The sequence below is a fragment of the Pseudomonas sp. E315 genome (assembly GCF_055406205.1).
Genome location: NZ_JBUZPJ010000017.1, coordinates 1 through 17,844 on the forward strand (window position 1 = coordinate 1; position 17,844 = coordinate 17,844).

Below are 17,844 nucleotides of genomic sequence, written 5' to 3' on the forward strand. Positions count from 1 at the left end.
AACCGTACAACTCATTGATACTCAAGGAGTTTTCCGTTTCGACTGCGCCGGAAGTGGGGCGAATTATAGGCCGTTAGAATTTTGAGTCAAGGGTTAATTTTGACTTATATGACGGCATCGGATTTCTTCTTATATAGACGGGTAATTCCACGCTTCACCGCCGGCAATCGCATCAACATCAGACCACCCCCCATAACCGCATAGATAGCCCACTCCTTGAGATCAGCTCGCACAATCCACAGCATATGCAGCAAAGCCAACCCCAAAACCACGTATACCAAACGATGTAGCGTCTTCCAGCGCGCTCCTAAGCGTCTTTGGCTATATCGATTGGATGTCACCGCCAATGCCAATAGGCAAACAAATCCCAAGCTCCCCACAATAATGTACGGTCGCTTACGCAGCTCCACGCCCAACTGCGACCAATCAAGTCCCAACACAAAAACTAAATAAGCACACAGGTGCAACCCCACGTAAGCAAAACACCACAATCCAAGCTGACGACGCACAGCAATCCAGCCCGACCAACCTGTCAGCCTCTGCATTGGCGTCATGCTGAGCGTCAAAAGCAGCAAGATCAACGCACCCAACCCAAGTCGATCAACCAAAACCTTTCCTGGATCAGGCCCCAAAGTAAAACTCCACGCTTCATACAACCAATACAAAGGCCACATAGCAGCAGCGATGAAGACGATCAGGCGCCAAAAAGTAAATCGCATCAATAGTTCGCCTTCAAATCCAAGCCTCTATATAAAGAAGCGACCTCATCGGCATAACCATTGAACATTTGAGTATCACGAACATTAGGACTGAAGAGGCTACTCGGCAGTCGCCGCTCTCTCGCTTGAGTCCAACGAGGATGATCTACCTGCGGATTCACATTCGCATAAAACCCATACTCATCCGCCGCAATGCTTTGCCAAGTGGTTTTAGGCTGATGCTCCACCAAACTGATACGCACAATAGATTTCACGCTTTTGAAGCCATATTTCCACGGAACCACCAAACGCAGCGGCGCACCATTTTGATTGGGCAGTTCGCGCCCATACATCCCCACTGCAAGGATGGCCAATGGATTCATAGCCTCGTCCAAACGCAAGCCTTCCACGTAAGGCCATTCAATTAGCGCAAATCCTGAACGTTGCCCCGGCATGACTTTTGGGTCCTGCAACGTTTCAAAACGTATGTATTTGGCCTTGGAGGTTGGCTCAACCTGCTTAAGAAGCGCCGACAATGGGAATCCGATCCACGGGATCACCATTGACCACGCCTCCACACAGCGCAATCGATAAATCCGCTCCTCCAACTGATAGGGCTTCATGAAGTCCTCAAGTGCGCACCTCCCCGGCTTGGCCACCTCACCATCGACCACCACAGTCCAAGGCTCGGTCTTCAGCGCGCCCGCATTTTGAGCGGGGTCCCCTTTATCGACGCCAAATTCATAGAAGTTGTTGTAGTGCGTTGCATCCTTGAAAGGCGTAATGGCCTCCCCTTGGACGGTAATCGCCTGCCATTGGGTCTGCGGGAGTTTTTCAAGAAACCAACCTGGCGCCTTGCCCGGCTCAACATCCGCATAACGCACAACCTCATCTGCACTCGCCCATCGAGGAATAGCGCCCACAGCTAATCCCGTAAGCGAACTGCTCAACAATGTACGACGAGATAAATAGAAGGATTCAGGCGTGACTTCCGACTCTGTACAGTCAGACGCCCTAGGAAGCTTGATAAGCATGGCAACTCCGTAGCATTGGAGGACTGATGCTCCAATAGACTACGGAGTTTAGGGAAAATTACATTACTCGCCGCTTTTGTGACGACGCAAATGCAATAAATACTGAACCGGGCCCGACGCTGCATACGCAAGGAAAACCAGCAACAAAATGCGCGGAGGGTCACTGAACACAACAGCAAACACCAGCACAACAGCCAAAATCGCTACGAACGGGACGCGCCCCTTCAAATCCAACTCTTTGAAGCTGTTGTATTTGATATTGCTCACCATCAGCATGCCTGCCGCTGCCACAAGCAACGCAACCAGGAACGACATTTTCGACCCCTGAATCCCGTAGTCGCTGAACGCCCAAACGATACCTGCAACAACACCCGCAGCCGCAGGGCTGGCCAAGCCAATAAAGTAGCGTTTGTCGGCCGTGCCAACTTGCGTATTAAAACGCGCCAAACGCAGTGCTGCCCCCGCGACATAGATGAAGGCGACCATCCAGCCGACCTTACCCATATCACCCAACGCCCAACCAAAAGCCAACAGCGCAGGCGCAACACCAAAAGCAACCATGTCAGACAAAGAGTCGTACTCGGCACCAAAAGCGCTTTCGGTATTGGTCATACGTGCAACTCGGCCATCAAGGCCGTCCAGCACCATCGCCACAAAAATCGCGATGGCTGCAAAAGCAAAATACTTGCTGGCTCCTGCGGCATCTCCAGCACTCATGGCGCTTTGTGCGCTCATTGAGTTAATAATCGAGTAAAAACCGGCGAACAAATTCGCAGTTGTGAAAAGATTCGGCAGCAGATAGATACCACGATGCCGGACTTTACGGCCTTCGGCGTCATGCCCTTCTTCGACATGCTCATCGATAGGCAGGAGGCTATCGGCGTCAGAAGCCTGTTTTGGCTCTTCGGGACGTTCGCTCATGGACATTACCTTGCAACGATATGGAAAGTTTCAATAGAGGCTTGGGGCAAAAAATCACCCACAAACGATCCAGCTTTATACCAGATGCCGACGCTTAAACGAAAAAACGCGGCCTAGGCCGCGTTTTCTCTACACTCTATTAGCTTAGTTCTTTGCTTTGTCGACGATTTTGTTCGCGCCGATCCAAGGCATCATTGAGCGCAGTTGCTCGCCGATAACTTCGATACCGTGAGCCGCGTTGTTACGACGCTTTGCCGTCATCGATGGGTAGCCAGTAGCCCCCTCGCTGATGAACATCTTCGCGTACTCACCATCTTGAATACGCTTCAGAGCGTTACGCATTGCTTGACGGGACTCAGCGTTGATCACTTCTGGCCCAGTAACGTACTCACCGTACTCAGCGTTGTTGGAGATCGAGTAGTTCATGTTGGCGATACCGCCTTCGTACATGAGGTCAACGATCAACTTCAGCTCATGCAAGCACTCGAAGTAAGCCATTTCTGGCGCGTAGCCTGCTTCAACCAGCGTCTCAAAACCGGCCTTAACCAGTTCAACAGTACCGCCACACAGAACAGCCTGCTCACCGAACAAGTCAGTTTCAGTCTCGTCTTTAAACGTCGTCTCGATGATGCCGGTACGACCGCCACCCACGCCAGCCGCATACGACAGCGCTACATTTTTAGCGTTGCCCGAAGCGTCCTGATAGATTGCGATCAGATCAGGGATGCCGCCGCCTTTCACGAACTCGGAGCGAACAGTGTGACCCGGTGCTTTTGGCGCGATCATGATCACGTCAAGATCAGCGCGCGGCACAACCTGGTTGTAGTGAATTGCGAAACCGTGGGAGAACGCCAAAGTAGCGCCCTTCTTGATGTTTGGCTCAATTTCGTTTTTGTACAGCGAAGACTGGAATTCGTCCGGGGTCAGAATCATGACCAGATCAGCAGCTGCAACAGCGCTGGCAACGTCAGTCACTTTCAAACCATGAGCTTCAGCCTTGCCAACAGTGGCCGAACCTTTACGCAGACCTACAGTAACGTCTACACCGGAGTCTTTCAGGTTGCACGCTTGAGCGTGGCCTTGAGAGCCGTAACCAATGATGGCTACTTTTTTGCCCTGGATGATCGAAAGGTCGCAGTCTTTGTCGTAATAAACTTTCATGATTTTCCCTTATATCCAGGCCATTCAGGCCATTAGCACTTATTAGTTTTAGATGCTGAGTACTTTGTCGCCACGGGCAATCCCGGTGACGCCACTGCGAACTGTTTCCAGGATCGAAGCGGTACCAATCGACTGAATGAAGCTGTCGAGTTTGTCACTGGTGCCGGTCAATTGCACGGTGTAAACACTGGCGCTGACATCAACTATCTGCCCACGGAAAATATCCGTAGTGCGTTTGATTTCCGCGCGCTGAGCACCTGTTGCCTTGACCTTGACCAACATCAGTTCACGCTCAATGTGAGCACTCTCCGACAAGTCCACCAGCTTGACCACTTCGATCAGCTTGTTCAGGTTTTTGGTGATCTGTTCGATGATCTCATCGTGCCCTACAGTGGTCAGCGTCAGACGCGACAAAGTCGGGTCTTCAGTAGGCGCCACTGTCAGGCTTTCGATGTTGTAGTTACGTTGCGAAAAAAGCCCGACAACACGAGACAAAGCACCGGGTTCGTTTTCAAGAAGCAAAGAAATAATGTGCCGCATGATTAAGTACGCTCCGTCTTGCTCAGCCACATGTCGCGCATGGAGCCATCTTTGATCTGCATCGGGTAAACGTGCTCACTGGTATCGACCTGAATATCCAGGAACACCAGACGATCTTTCATGGCAAAGGCTTCTTCCATTTTCGGCTTCAGATCTTTCAGATCGGTGATCCGAATCCCCACATGCCCATAGGCCTCAGCCAGCTTGACGAAGTCAGGTAGCGATTCCATATAAGAGTGCGAGTGACGACTGCCGTAGTTCATGTCCTGCCACTGACGCACCATACCCAGAACACCGTTGTTCAAGCTGATGATTTTTACTGGCAAGTCATACTGCAAACACGTCGACAATTCCTGAATGTTCATCTGAATACTGCCCTCGCCTGTCACACAGGCAACGTCAGCCTCAGGGAAATTCAGCTTCACACCCATAGCCGCCGGGAAACCGAAGCCCATCGTGCCCAAACCACCCGAGTTGATCCAGCGATTAGGCTTGTTGAACCGGTAGTACTGAGCAGCAAACATCTGGTGCTGACCTACGTCGGACGTTACATAAGCATCGCCCTTGGTCACCTCACAAAGCATTTCGATCACAGCTTGTGGCTTGATCTTGCTGCCGTCGCCCTTGTCATAAGGGAACAGACCGCGGTCACCACGCCATTCGTCGATTTGCTTCCACCAACTGGCAACCGCCTCAGCATTTGGCTTCTCGCCAATGTCTTTGAGGATGGCGACCATTTCGGTCATCACGCTCTCCACAGGACCGACAATCGGCACATCAGCCTTAATGGTTTTGGAGATAGATGCCGGATCGATATCCACATGGATGATCTTGGCATTTGGGCAGAACTTGGAGGGACCATTGATTACACGGTCATCAAAACGAGCGCCCACCGCCAGAATGACGTCCGCGTTATGCATGGTCATGTTGGCCGTGAAGCTGCCGTGCATACCGAGCATGCCGATGAACTGACGATCCGTGCCAGGGTATGCCCCCAAGCCCATCAACGTATTGGTCACTGGGATGTTGAGCATTTTCGCCAACTCGGTCAGCGGTGCTGCACCGCCACCCAAGATAACGCCGCCGCCTGCGTAAAGAACCGGACGTTTGGCCGCCAGAAGCATTTCTGCTGCTTTGCGGATTTGGCCCGAGTGACCGCGCACAGCCGGGCTGTACGAACGCAGCTTGGCTTTTTTCGGGAAAACGTATTCGAACTTTTCAGCCGGGTTGGTCATGTCTTTGGGGATATCGACCACAACTGGGCCTGGACGACCTGACTGCGCGAGGTAGAACGCCTTTTTCATGACTTCCGGGATTTCCGAAGCATGCTTGATCATAAAGCTGTGCTTCACGATCGGCCGGGAGATACCGATCATGTCGGTTTCCTGGAATGCATCGGTTCCGACCATAGTGCTCGCCACTTGACCGGAAATGATCACCATTGGAATGGAGTCCATGTAGGCCGTCGCGATACCGGTGATGGCGTTGGTAGCCCCCGGCCCAGAAGTCACCAGCACTACACCGGCTTTACCGGTAGCACGGGCATAGCCGTCAGCCATATGGGTAGCAGCTTGTTCGTGACGAACCAGAATGTGGGTAACTTCCGGCTCTTTGAACAATGCATCGTAAACATGCAGAAGAGCACCACCAGGGTACCCGTAGATATGTTTGACACCTTCGTCGCGCAAAAAGCGGACAAGCATCTCACCGCCAGATAAAAGCTCCACGTTGTTCACCTCTAAAACGCCAGAATACCGTCCACTAAAAGGCGAACGGGTCTTAATAGGTTTACTTTTTCAGCAGAGCATGAGCGACGGTAGTCGCCGACTACGTCAGCACTGACTGAGCAAGTATTGGGAACTCCCCAAGTATTGCGGGGGTTTCCCACCCAGCGCGAGGTAACGCGTTGCGGGTGTAGCAGGTCGGCGCGGGTGTGCGCCTCATGATCTGCTGAGAGGGTCTGCTTCTGGCAATCCCTCTACAGCGGACTTTCGATTCTTCTCATTCACCCCATCCAAGTCAAGTCATGAATTCAATTAATTCGCATAATTTGACAAGAACGCACAAAAAAACGCGTCTAACGGCAAAAAACGACAAGAAAAATAAAGGCTGCCAGCTAAAACTGGCAGCGACAGTCTCACCCCGAAGGGCTAATTAACAGGTCAAATGCTTCAAAATGTTTAAGCAATGGCTTCCAGTTTCCGCGACGCTGGCCAAAAACATGTTCCGCCATATGCCGAATCCCCGAAACATTGGGCAGGGTCTGCCCTTCCTCAATGATGCGCTTCATTTTTGGCAAGAAAATCCACTGCACCCACTGCTCGAAGTCCAGCCTGTCCACACTGAATGGCTCCGGGCTGGACAAGTCTTGCTCGCTGGGGATCGCGTCACTCCACAACCCCTGCGTGCGCATCTCTTGCTCAATCAGCAACAAATACTCGGCAATTTCGGAAATTCGCGAATCCATGGCCATCAGAGGCTCACCTTGGCTTTTTGACGGGCCAATGCAGCGCCAGCCGCATCACCTTGCTTATCACGGGCTTGAGCGATCAGGCCCCACAAGCTGGCCTGCAAATCAGGACGGCCATTGGCAAAGCTCAGGCCACGACGAGCAAACTGCTCGGCTTGAGCGGCATCACCTTGAGCCATGCGCACCTGCGCCAAACGATAAAGCACTTGCGGCTCACGAGGGGCCACACGTTGCGCACGCTCAAGACTTGAGGATGCGCCGTTTAAGTCGCCACTGGCTTGCTGTTGTTGAGCAGTAGTCAGCAATGCCAATACCGGACCATCAAGCTGCTCATCCGCAGCCAGCCCGCCACCGTTGGACGGAATGCCGCTGGGCGTAATCGGCGCTGGGGCGCTGTAGGTGGTGTTCGGCGTGTAACTGCCTGTACTGATTGGCGCTGCTGCCGGGCCGGGAGTAATCGGCCCTGGCGTGAACGGCTCACTGCTGATGGGCGTTGAAACGGCCGCCCCGCCACCCGGAATCATCACGACAACGCCCGAGTCTTGAGGAATGGCCTGCGCCTGCGTTGTACGCGGCGCAGTGGCCTGTGGATAACTACCGGCTGTACGTTGAGCCGAAATACGTTCGTTATTCGACACCGGCACACCAGAGTCGACCACAGGGATCGAACCCTGCGGCACGCTGGCACAACCATTGAGCAAAGCCAGGGCTGAAACAGCCGGAATCCACCACTTATTCACGTCAAACCCTCATTGCTTAATTCAACCAGCCCTTGACCCAATCCATCACGGCATCACCTGTAGCGGGCTCTTGCCCAGCACAACTGGCCCCGGCGGGTGGCTCACTGCCGCGAATATACGGCATCTGCACTGCGCCCGGGCAGTTGGCATCAGAGCCTTGCCCTGTATGCGGATCAATCCAGGCTTGAACGATGTTATCGGGCTGCGGCATGTCCAATGGCAACGGATCAGCTTTACTCATAAAGCTGGTCCAAACCTGTAGGGCACCGGTCGCACCAGTGAAGGGCGTTTTACCGTTGTCATCTCGCCCCAGCCAAACCACTGCCAGCAAATCCTGACTGAAACCCGCAAACCAACTGTCGCGCGAATCGTTGCTGGTACCGGTTTTACCCGCAAGCGCCAAATTTTTAGGCAAGACGTTGTACACCGAACGCCCTGTACCTTCGCGCATCACGTGCTGCATCGCGTTCTGGATCAAATAGATTGAGGCCGGATCAAAGCGTTGCTGGATCTGGAACGGGTAGCGTTTAAGGGGCTCTCCCTCAGCAGTCAGTACACTGCGAATCCCGCGCATTGGGGTATTGAAGCCCCCGTTGGCCAACGTCTGATACATGGCCGCAACTTCCATCGGGCTCAACGCGCCCGCCCCCAGCAACATCGACGGAAACGCCGGAAAATCACGTTCAACACCAAGCCGCGCAAGGGTTTTGAGCACGTTAGGCACACCCACTTCCTGCCCCAGCCTCACCGTCCCCAAGTTGTAGGAGTTCATCATCGACTGATAGAGGAAGACCGTACCGTGCGAGCGGCGATCATAGTTCTGAGGTTTCCAGACCTGGCCATCCGCACCTTTGATCGACAAAGGCTCATCCGACAACCAACTGGTCAGCGTGTACTGACTCGGCCGCTCAAGTGCCGTCAGATAAACCGCAGGTTTGATCAACGAGCCAATCGGACGTACAGCGTCCAACGCGCGGTTAAAGCCTGCATAGCCCGGCATACGGCTGCCAATCAGTGCCTGAACTTCACCCGTTTCGGGGTTGGTCACCACCATTGCAGCTTCAACTTCATCCGCCCCCTTACGCCCTGCAAGGCGTTTGAAGGTCTCACCTACAGCTGCTTCTGACTTCATTTGCAGAATAGGGTCAAAGCTGGTGAAAATCCGCAGCCCTTCTTCGGTCAAATCTTCGTCGCGATAATCTTCACGCAGTTGTCGCTTGACCAAATCCAGAAAACCCGGGAACGAACTGTCTGCCAAGCTACCGCGCTTGGTCACACCCAACGGCATCTTCTTGGCGGCGGCAACTTGTTCAGCCGTGGCAACACCTTGCTGCTCCAGCAAATCGAGCACCAGATTACGACGCTCTAACGCACGTTCCGGATAACGACGCGGGTTGTAGGCAGACGGCCCTTTGACCATGCCCACCAACAACGCTACTTGGTGCAGCTTTAGCTCTGAAAGCGGCTGACTAAAGAAGAACTGACTGGCCAGACCAAAACCATGCACCGCGCGCTGGCCATCCTGACCAACAAACACCTCATTGAGGTAAGCCTCAAGGATCTCGCGTTTGTCGTAATGCAATTCAAGCAGTAACGCCATCATCGCTTCAGTCAGCTTGCGCGAAAGGCTGCGCTCATTGGTCAGATAGAAGTTTTTGACCAACTGTTGAGTTAGCGTACTGCCGCCCTGACGCATCTGCCCGGACGAGGAGTTAACCCAGATAGCACGGGCGATCGACTTCGGTGAAACACCCAAATGATGATAAAAATCGCGATCTTCAACCGCCACCAGCGTTTCCAACAGGAACGGCGGCACCTGATCAATATTGATCAAAATCCGATCTTCAAGGTTTTTCGGGTAAAGCCCGCCAATCAGCAATGGCTCAAGGCGTACCACTGGCAGTTTTGAACCATTGGTCGACGAAAGCTCGGCCACGTAATCGCCAGAGAAGCGAACGCGAACCGGCTGAGCCTTTTCTGCGCCTTCATAAAACTGGAAGCCGCGCGTATTAAGGTCAACCGTATTGCCATTGACGGCCGCCGCGCCAGGGCCATTGACCACGCTTTCGCGGCGATATCCCAGCGCATCAAGCTCTGTGAGGAAATCATTCTTGCCCAGCTTTTGGCCGACGAACAACTCCAGAGGCCGTGCATAAACCTTGGCCGGAATCGTCCAGCGCTTGCCAGAAAACTTCTCCTGAACGATGGCATCGAGGTAAACAGCAAAGCCTGCCAGCACAACCAGGCCCACCAGACTGAGCTTAAGCGCCCAGCCCAGCCAGGGGCGAAGGCCGCCAGAGGGACGTTTGGAACGGGAACGAGGGGATCGGGTACGAGTCATGGCGCCGGATTATACGCACTTTATTGATGTTCATCATGCGCAGCCCAGCGGTTTGCAGTACCGCTGTCAACCGCCATAATGGCGCATTGAATTTTCCAGACTTGAAGGATCAACCGTGAGCCAGAACCTGATTGCCGCGCTACAGAACCCGAACCTCTACCCTCATGAAGTCGAAGGGTTTCAGGTTATCGAAACGCACATTTCCTGGGTGATCCTCACAGGCCCATACGCCTACAAGATGAAGAAGCCTGTCAATTTCGGCTTTCTTGATTTCACTGAGCTCAGCGCTCGAGAGTTCTTCTGTCACGAAGAGTTGCGCCTCAACCAGCGCCTGACCGAGGGTTTGTACTTGGAAGTGCTGCCAATTACTGGCACCGCCGAACAGCCAGTATTGGGCGGCGAAGGGCCCGCCATTGAGTACCTGCTCAAAATGCGTCAATTCCCTCAGAGCCAATTACTCAGCACACTGCAGGCCAACGGCGAACTGAACGCGGCGCATATCGACGAAATGGCTCAGCAAATCGCCCGCTTCCATACGCATGCCCCCCATGTCCCGCTGGAGCATTACCAAGGCACGCCAGAGGCGGTCATGGAGCCAGTACGTCAAAACTTCGATCAAATTCGTCCGTTTCTGACAGACAAAGCAGACCTGTTGCAACTGGATGCCCTTCAAGCCTGGGCAGAGGCCAGCTTTACCCGCCTCAAGCCCCTCTTGGCACAACGTAAGGCTGAAGGGTTTATCCGCGAGTGCCACGGTGATATCCACCTGGGTAACGCGACCCTCATTGATGGCAAAGTCGTTATTTTTGACTGCATCGAATTCAACGAGCCTTTCCGCTTCACTGACATCTATGCTGACGCCGCGTTCCTGGCGATGGATTTGGAAGACCGTGGCCTCAAATGCTTGGCGCGACGTTTTATCAGTCAATACTTGGAATTGACGGGCGACTATCAAGGCCTTGAGCTGCTGAACTTCTACAAAGCCTACCGAGCACTGGTTCGCGCCAAAGTCAGCTTGTTCAGCATGCCCGCCGAAGCCAGTGCCGTTCAACGTGCCGCAACCCTGCGTCAATACCGCAACTACGCCAATCTGGCCGAAAGCTACAGCACCATCCCTTCTCGCTTTTTGACCGTTACCCACGGTGTATCTGCCGTAGGCAAAAGCTCAGTGGCCATGCGTTTGGTCGAAGCGCTAGGCGCCATTCGCCTGCGCTCAGACGTCGTGCGCAAGCAGATGTTTGGCGAGCAAGTGAATAACAACCCGGTTGATGGCGGCATCTATGTCCCTGAAGCCAGCGTTGCAACCTACAACAAGTTGCATGAACTGGCAGGTATTGTGCTGCGCGCAGGCTTCCCGGTTGTGATTGACGCCACCTACCTTAAACGCGAGCAACGCGATGCGGCTGCCAAAGTGGCAGAAGCAACAGGTGTGCCGTGCTTGATTCTTGATTGCACCGCCCCCGACGCTGTGATCGAAGGCTGGCTGGCTCATCGCAAAACTTTGGGCACCGACCCGTCTGACGCAACAATGGAAGTGGTCAAGTTGCAGCAGTCCAGTCGTGAAGCGTTGGGCGAAGATGAAATCCTGCGCACCAAGCGGGTTGAAACTCACAACAGCGCCAGCCTCGACAGCCTGATCGCTGACATTCGCCAGCGCTTACCAGGCCTGTAAACGTATGCGTGCGCCGTGAAATCTCAAAGGTTTCACGGCGCCGCAATAGTGGCACTATAATGGCGTCATAATTCCAACAGGAGACGCATCATGAGTCGCCCAACACTGCTTGATTCAGCGCTCTACGCTTTGCTGCATAAAGACGACATCCAAGGCTTTAACCAGCAGCGCCCCCAAGGCTCTATCGACATGCGTGGCGGTGATTTTCGCGGGCTGGATTTGCGAGAGCTGAACGCCGACGGCATTGATTTTACCGACGCTTACTTTCGTTCAGCCGACTTGCGTGGTCTGGATTTACGCACCGCCAGTATTGAAGGTGCCAGCTTGGCGCACGCACAAATTTCGGGAGCTTACTTCCCAGTTGAACTGACCGCAGACGAGATTTTGATGTCCGTTAACTTCGGCACCCGCCTGCGCTACCGCACAAAATAGTACAAATGCGACATCTGGTCCGACGCTATCGCGTCGCAGTGGACCAGCCCCTCTCATCGTCATGATCGCTCTAGCATCGTGCGCTCCCGCGCTCGTAAGTTTTCTCTTACGACCAAAAAAGACTATTCAGCATGCCTCCTTGCTTCAAAACCGACTAACAGACAGCGCTTTTCCTACGTAGCGCTACACTTCACTGAGGTCGCTTTATCTCGTAAACGCTGTGATCGCGCCGTCGCAAGGAGGCTTGATGAACGATGAACTCCAGCATTTGAGAAATCTGGGAAAGACATCGGCGCAATGGTTGCACGCTGTAGGTATTCACAGTATTTCGGATTTAAGACGCTTGGGAGCGGTTGATGCTTATCGTGCCGTCAAGGCACGGGGTTTCAGAGCCTCGAAAGTGTTGCTCTATGCCATTGAAGGCGCTCTGCTGGATGTTCACTGGAACGACATACCGCCAGAACGCAAAGATTTCTTGAACAAACAGGTGGAAGTTTTAGCCAATCAAAACAAAGCCTGAAGTGCCGTTTATCGGAGCCGTTTAAAAAGCCGAAAAACAGGTGTTGACTTGGAAATGAGAATTGTTATGATTACGCCATCTGGTCGCGAGACCAGCCGATTTTCTGAAAGACCCTTGGTTCGGACTCTCAGATAATCTCCTCATCAGGCTAATCACGGTTATTTGACCCGGCTCTTGCCGGGTCTTTTTTTGCCTGAAAAAAAGCGCCGAAACTCATGTCTGGCGCAATGACTCAGCGTGCAATGATCAGCGGATGCCCAAGTTCGGGGTGCGGCTGCACCAGCACGTCCAAACCAAAAACAGCTTTTAACGCCTCGGGCTGCAACACCTCTTGCGGACAAGCCAGCGCACGCGGACGCCCTTCTTCAAGCAGCAATAGACGATCGCAATAGCGCGCTGCCAGATTCAGGTCATGCAGGATGATCAACACTGCCGCACCGCGATCAGCAAATGCCCGAATCGCCTTCAGCGTCGTGTGCTGATGCAACGGGTCGAGCATCGAAGTCGGCTCATCCAGCAATAACGTTTGGCCGCTCTGCCCCGGCCACAGCTGCGCCAGCACTCTGGCCAAGTGAACCCGCTGTCGTTCACCGCCCGACAACGCCAAATAACTGCGCCCTGCTAAATGCTCAACATCTGCCGCCTGTAATGAGGCTTGTACAATTTCGGCATCCCGCACTTGCCCGGTCTGATGTGGCAAGCGGCCCATTCCCACAACTTCTTCTACACGGAATGCAAAATCCAGCGTCGAGGTTTGCGGCAATACTGCCAAGCGCTGAGCCCGCAGCGCACCACTCCAGTGATTCAAGGGTTTGTGATCCAGCCAAATTTGCCCTTGGCTGGGCGACAATTCACCACATAACGCCGCAAGCAATGTGCTTTTACCAGCACCATTGGGGCCCAGCACGCCCAAGACCTCGCCCGGACGCAGATCCAGCGTGACATCCGCCAGCACCACTTTCTGCCCACGACGAATCTGCAAGTTTTCTGTGCGCAGCATCAGTGGCGGCCTCGCAGCAGTAAATAAAGAAAAAATGGCGCACCTAAAAACGCCGTGACAATGCCAATCGGTAATTCTGCCGGGGCCAAGGCCAGTCGCGCGATCAGGTCTGCGAACAGCAGCAAACTCGCACCCGCAAGCACTGACGCAGGCAACAGCACCCGATGATCAGGCCCCGCCAGCAGCCGCACCAAATGCGGAACCACCAACCCGATAAACCCAATCATCCCCGCCGCTGCCACAGCGGCACCCACACCCAGCGCCGTGCAGAACACCAGCTCACGCTTAAGGCCTTCGACATTAATCCCAAGATGATTGGCCTCCGACTCCCCCAACAGCAACGCATTGAGCGCATCAGCCCGACGAGGTAACCACAATGCGACCCCGACCGTGACCACCAGCAGCGGCCATAATCGTGCGTAACTGGCGCCATTGAGGCTGCCCAAGTTCCAGAATGTCAGTGTGCGTAATGTCGCGTCGTCCGCCATATAAGTGAACAAACCCACGGCCGAGCTAGCCAGCGCAGTTAAGGCAATACCTGCCAACAGCATGACCGCGACATTGGTTTGGCCATTACGCCGCCCCAGCCGATACACCAGCGCGGTAACACCAAGCCCACCAAGGAATGCGCAAAGCGACAACAAATACGGGCCGATAAACTCTGGCAACCCACCAAAAGCAGCCCCGCCGACAATTGCAATCGCCGCACCGAGCGCCGCGCCACTGGAAACCCCTACCAGCCCCGGATCAGCCAGTGGATTGCGAAACAGCCCTTGCATCGCCACACCCGACAACGCCAACACACCTCCAACAGCCAACCCCAGCAAGGTGCGCGGCAAGCGAATCTGACCAAGGATTAACTCGGCCTGCTCCAGCCCCTCGCCTTGAATGGGCACACCCAACAAGCGCAGTGCGGCACGCAGCGTGTCCAACAAAGGCAAACTCACCGGCCCCAACGCCAGCGACAACCACGTCGCTAACAGGCACAACGCACCCAAGCCTATAAATAAAGAACGCGGTTTAACCAACGTCCTCATGGGTTAACCGAGGCCGTAGGGTAAAAATCAGCCGTCAGTTGCTTCAAACTCGTGGGCAAACGCGGCCCCAAACCACCCACTAATAAGGTGGGGTCCAACTCATAAATCCGTCCGTCCTTGGCCGCTCGGATAGATGCCAAAATCGGGTTTTCTTTCATTAGCGCTTGTCGAGCGGCCTCGCCTGTCAGGCTGCGATCAGCAAACACCAACACCTCGGGGTTCAGCCCCGCCAATGCTTCAATCGAAAACGGCTTGTAACCCGTATGAGTGGCGAGGTTATGCCCGCCCGCTTGCGTCAGCAGCCAATCAGCGGCAGTGTCTTTGCCAGCAATCAAGGGTTTGCCACCTGCATGCCCCAGCAACAGCAAAACGCCGGGCGCCTTGTTCTGGGCCTGAAGTCGGGCAACCTGCTGCCCGTGCAACGTCAGTTGCTGTTGGTAATCCTTGAACAATTGCTCAGCCTGAGCCTCATCCCCCAGCAAACGGCCCAAATGCTTCAACGTAGCGTGCAGGTTGTCGAGATCGGGCTGCGCCGAAAACATCTCAACTGGCACGCCTGCGCTACGGATTTGCGCCAGCACCGGCGGCGGCCCCATCTCGTCAGTCCCGATTAATACATCAGGCTTTAAGCTCAAAATGCCTTCTGCCGACAACTGACGTTGATACCCAATGCTGGGCAGCAATTTAAGTGATTCAGGATGTTGGCTGGTAGTATCAACCCCAACCAATTTAGACTCTGCGCCTAACGCACTGACCCATTCTGAAAGTGCCCCTCCGGCACTGACCCAACGTTGTGGCAACTCGCCAGCCACGCTGGCATGACTAATCAGAAGGCCTGCACAAAGCGTCATCAGGCGGGTACTCAAGCGCATACAGAGAAGTTCCTTGAAAAGAGGGCTCGACGGGACATGTCTAAATCCCGTGCAGTAAGAACAGCACATCGCGGAGCAAGCGGTCATTTGATAATTGTTTGCATTTGCACGTCAACCTATTAACCCGCTCTAACGCACGCTAGCGCTACAAACCTGCGCGTGGCTTAAGGACTGTAATGATATTTTTATGCCCTTCACAGGCATTGCCCGAAGGTACGAGTCGCGGCTTCGAATACGAAGAGATGCGCCTGCTCGCAGTGCGTCGGGAGGGGCAAGTGTATGCCTACAAAAATCGCTGCCCGCATCGGGGTGTCCCTCTTGAATGGCTGCCAGATCAATTCCTCGATACCAGCGCCAGCCTGATCCAATGCGCCACACACGGGGCATTGTTTTTGATCGAAACGGGAGAGTGCGTTGCCGGGCCTTGCGCCGGGCAAATGCTCATACGCCTTGACTGCCAAGAAGACAGCCAAGGTATTTGGGTTAGCGCAGCGCAGTCAGAGGATGACGTCTAATCGGCGATCCACCACCACGGCTTGCGGTGTCAAGCTGACGCCATACGCCAACACCTGCACCCCGGCTTCAACGGCTTCACGCAAGGCGCCAGCGTAACCCGGATCAATCTCTTGGGCCGGGCGAACAGCATCGATCCCTGTGAGGTTGACGCAATACAGTTGCACCGCGCGCACGCCCTCACGCGCCAAGGTCGCAAGTTCACGTAAGTGTTTGGCACCACGTTGTGTCACCGCATCCGGAAACGCTGCTACCCGCGTGTCGTTAAACCCCAAAGTGACACTTTTAACTTCGACAAAAGCAAAACCCTGCGGGTACTCCAGACGGAAATCAATGCGGCTTTTTTCCTGCCCATACGCCACTTCACGCTTGAGCGCCGTAAAGCCGTTAAGCTCAGTAATCACGCCTCCCAGCAACGCCTCCTCAATCAAACGATTAGCCCGCCCAGTGTTCACACACGCCAGCCGTCCTTGCGGGGTTTCACTGATCTCCCAAGTGCCCGGCAACTTGCGTTTGGGGTCGTTTGAGCGGCTGAACCACACTTGCCCGCCTTCAACCATGCAGTTGAGCATCGACCCCGTATTGGGGCAGTGAATCGTCATTAACTCGCCGCTGGTTGTTTCAATGTCGGCTAAAAAACGCTTGTAACGCTTGAGCAAACGCCCCTCTTCCAGCGCGGGTGAAAACTGCATCAGTGACTCCAACTTTTTAGGCCGCGAGCGATTCGCTCCACAGCCTCCTGCAGGCGCGGCAGGCTTTGGGTGTATGCAAATCGAACATGGTGCCCAGCCTGAAAACGGCCAAAATCCAGACCTGGCGTAAAGGCCACGTGTTCGGTTTCAAGAAAGTGTCGGCAAAAGGCAAAAGCATCGCCGCCAAACGCGCTGATATCGGCGTAAAGGTAAAACGCCCCTTCAGGCTCGACTGCAATGCCAAAACCCAATTCGCGCAAGGCGGGTAACAAGAAGTCACGGCGGCAGGCGAATTCAGCGCGGCGCTCTTCAAGAATGGCCAGTGTGTCTGGCTCAAAACAGGCCAGCGCAGCGTACTGCGCCATGCTCGGGGCGCTGATGTAAAGGTTTTGCGCCAGTTTCTCAAGATCAGCCACAGCCTCTGGCGGAGCCACCAGCCAGCCCAGCCTCCAGCCGGTCATACCGAAGTACTTGGAAAAGCTATTAAGCACAAAAGCGCTGTCATCGACTTCCAGCACACTGGCGGCATCGCAACCATAGGTCAGGCCGTGATAGATCTCATCCACTACCAAATGCCCATTACGGGCCTTGATTGCGGTTGAAAGCGAGGCCAATTCGTCACGGGTCAAAATAGTACCGGTCGGGTTGGCAGGTGAGGCGACCAAAGCACCCACACTGTCCTGATCCCAATAACGCTCTACCAAATCCGCAGTCAGTTGATAACGCACGTCTGGCCCGACCGGCACCAACTGCGCAGCCCCTTCAACCAAGCGTAAGAAGTGTCGGTTACATGGGTAGCCGGGATCTGCAAGAAGCCAATGCTTTCCCGGATCTACCAGTAGGCTACTGGCTAATAACAGCGCGCCAGAACCGCCCGGCGTAATCAGAATTCTCCCAGGATCAATATTCAAGTTGTAACGCTGCTGATAAAAACCTGAAATCGCTTCACGCAGCTCCGGCAAACCACGGGCTGCGGTGTAGCGCGTCTTGCCAGCCGCCAAAGCCGCCTGCCCGGCCGCAATAATCGGCTCTGCCGTGGTGAAGTCAGGCTCTCCGATCTCCAGGTGAATCACATCGTGTCCTGCCGCCTGCAACTCGTTGGCCCGCGCCAACAACGCCATCACGTGGAAAGGTTCGATCGCGCGACTGCGCGCACTGTAAGACTGAGCCATGAGCCTGCCTTCCTGGGTAAGCAAAAGGC

18 protein-coding genes are annotated in these 17,844 nt (G+C 54.4%); 4 read left to right on the plus strand and 14 right to left on the minus strand.

Annotated elements, in window-relative coordinates; all coding sequences use genetic code 11:
- Positions 1-104: 104 nt before the first annotated feature.
- The 9 genes from msrQ to mrcB form a co-directional block, all read right to left on the minus strand.
- The gene (gene msrQ / locus ACZRJQ_RS19515; RefSeq protein ID WP_463979969.1) at positions 105-719 is read right to left on the minus strand and encodes a protein-methionine-sulfoxide reductase heme-binding subunit MsrQ; all 615 of its coding nucleotides are present in this window, start codon (positions 717-719) and stop codon (positions 105-107) included.
- Complete coding sequence (gene msrP / locus ACZRJQ_RS19520) at positions 719-1,732, minus strand: protein-methionine-sulfoxide reductase catalytic subunit MsrP (protein WP_463979970.1); 1,014 nt, start codon at positions 1,730-1,732, stop codon at positions 719-721. The genes msrQ and msrP overlap by 1 nt, the downstream gene beginning before the upstream one ends.
- Positions 1,733-1,795: 63 nt before the next feature.
- Complete coding sequence (gene pssA / locus ACZRJQ_RS19525) at positions 1,796-2,653, minus strand: CDP-diacylglycerol--serine O-phosphatidyltransferase (protein ID WP_463979971.1); 858 nt, start codon at positions 2,651-2,653, stop codon at positions 1,796-1,798.
- Positions 2,654-2,797: 144 nt separating this feature from the next.
- Positions 2,798-3,814, minus strand: coding sequence for a ketol-acid reductoisomerase (ilvC, locus tag ACZRJQ_RS19530; RefSeq protein ID WP_463979972.1), 1,017 nt, complete (start codon positions 3,812-3,814; stop codon positions 2,798-2,800).
- Between the two features lie 48 nt (positions 3,815-3,862).
- Complete coding sequence (ilvN, locus tag ACZRJQ_RS19535; RefSeq protein WP_018609360.1) at positions 3,863-4,354, minus strand: acetolactate synthase small subunit; 492 nt, start codon at positions 4,352-4,354, stop codon at positions 3,863-3,865.
- A gap of 2 nt (positions 4,355-4,356) precedes the next feature.
- Positions 4,357-6,081, minus strand: coding sequence for an acetolactate synthase 3 large subunit (locus ACZRJQ_RS19540; protein WP_463979973.1), 1,725 nt, complete (start codon positions 6,079-6,081; stop codon positions 4,357-4,359).
- A 410-nt stretch (positions 6,082-6,491) separates the two neighbouring features.
- Positions 6,492-6,821, minus strand: a complete 330-nt coding sequence (locus ACZRJQ_RS19545) for a YqcC family protein (RefSeq protein WP_463980028.1) — start codon at positions 6,819-6,821, stop codon at positions 6,492-6,494.
- Between the two features lie 5 nt (positions 6,822-6,826).
- Entirely contained in the window at positions 6,827-7,564 is a 738-nt protein-coding gene (locus ACZRJQ_RS19550; RefSeq protein WP_463979974.1) for a tetratricopeptide repeat protein, read from the minus strand.
- 16 nt (positions 7,565-7,580) lie between these two features.
- Positions 7,581-9,905 (minus strand): penicillin-binding protein 1B, encoded by a 2,325-nt coding sequence (gene mrcB / locus ACZRJQ_RS19555; protein WP_463979975.1) that lies wholly within the window; start codon positions 9,903-9,905, stop codon positions 7,581-7,583.
- A gap of 115 nt (positions 9,906-10,020) precedes the next feature.
- On the opposite strand from mrcB, the gene ACZRJQ_RS19560 reads away from it, so the two are divergent.
- The 3 genes from ACZRJQ_RS19560 (at position 10,021) to ACZRJQ_RS19570 (ending at position 12,529) form a co-directional block, all read left to right on the plus strand.
- Entirely contained in the window at positions 10,021-11,577 is a 1,557-nt protein-coding gene (locus ACZRJQ_RS19560; protein WP_463979976.1) for a bifunctional aminoglycoside phosphotransferase/ATP-binding protein, read from the plus strand.
- Between the two features lie 90 nt (positions 11,578-11,667).
- Entirely contained in the window at positions 11,668-12,009 is a 342-nt protein-coding gene (locus tag ACZRJQ_RS19565; protein WP_463979977.1) for a pentapeptide repeat-containing protein, read from the plus strand.
- 247 nt (positions 12,010-12,256) lie between these two features.
- The gene (locus tag ACZRJQ_RS19570) at positions 12,257-12,529 is read left to right on the plus strand and encodes a TfoX/Sxy family protein (protein WP_463979978.1); all 273 of its coding nucleotides are present in this window, start codon (positions 12,257-12,259) and stop codon (positions 12,527-12,529) included.
- A gap of 232 nt (positions 12,530-12,761) precedes the next feature.
- On the opposite strand, the gene ACZRJQ_RS19575 is transcribed toward ACZRJQ_RS19570, so the two are convergent.
- Genes ACZRJQ_RS19575 through ACZRJQ_RS19585 form a run of 3 tightly spaced genes read right to left on the minus strand, consistent with a single transcriptional unit; the run spans position 12,762 to position 15,438 of the window.
- Positions 12,762-13,604, minus strand: a complete 843-nt coding sequence (locus ACZRJQ_RS19575) for a heme ABC transporter ATP-binding protein (protein WP_463980029.1) — start codon at positions 13,602-13,604, stop codon at positions 12,762-12,764.
- Positions 13,529-14,512 (minus strand): FecCD family ABC transporter permease, encoded by a 984-nt coding sequence (locus tag ACZRJQ_RS19580; protein ID WP_463980030.1) that lies wholly within the window; start codon positions 14,510-14,512, stop codon positions 13,529-13,531. Before ACZRJQ_RS19580 ends, ACZRJQ_RS19575 begins: the two co-directional genes overlap by 76 nt.
- A 50-nt stretch (positions 14,513-14,562) precedes the next feature.
- On the minus strand, positions 14,563-15,438 hold the full coding sequence (locus ACZRJQ_RS19585; RefSeq protein ID WP_463979979.1) for a heme/hemin ABC transporter substrate-binding protein: 876 nt from the start codon (positions 15,436-15,438) through the stop codon (positions 14,563-14,565).
- 176 nt (positions 15,439-15,614) lie between these two features.
- Here ACZRJQ_RS19585 and ACZRJQ_RS19590 point away from each other — a divergent pair, with 176 nt between their 5' ends.
- Positions 15,615-15,953 carry a Rieske (2Fe-2S) protein gene (locus tag ACZRJQ_RS19590; RefSeq protein WP_463979980.1) on the plus strand — a complete coding sequence of 113 codons (339 nt, stop codon included), beginning with the start codon at positions 15,615-15,617 and terminating at the stop codon, positions 15,951-15,953.
- On the opposite strand, the gene sfsA is transcribed toward ACZRJQ_RS19590, so the two are convergent.
- Both sfsA and ACZRJQ_RS19600 read right to left on the minus strand, forming a co-directional pair.
- Positions 15,936-16,643 (minus strand): DNA/RNA nuclease SfsA, encoded by a 708-nt coding sequence (gene sfsA, locus ACZRJQ_RS19595; protein WP_463979981.1) that lies wholly within the window; start codon positions 16,641-16,643, stop codon positions 15,936-15,938. The genes ACZRJQ_RS19590 and sfsA overlap by 18 nt on opposite strands.
- Positions 16,643-17,815, minus strand: a complete 1,173-nt coding sequence (locus tag ACZRJQ_RS19600) for a pyridoxal phosphate-dependent aminotransferase (protein ID WP_463979982.1) — start codon at positions 17,813-17,815, stop codon at positions 16,643-16,645. Before ACZRJQ_RS19600 ends, sfsA begins: the two co-directional genes overlap by 1 nt.
- Positions 17,816-17,844 lie beyond the last annotated feature (29 nt).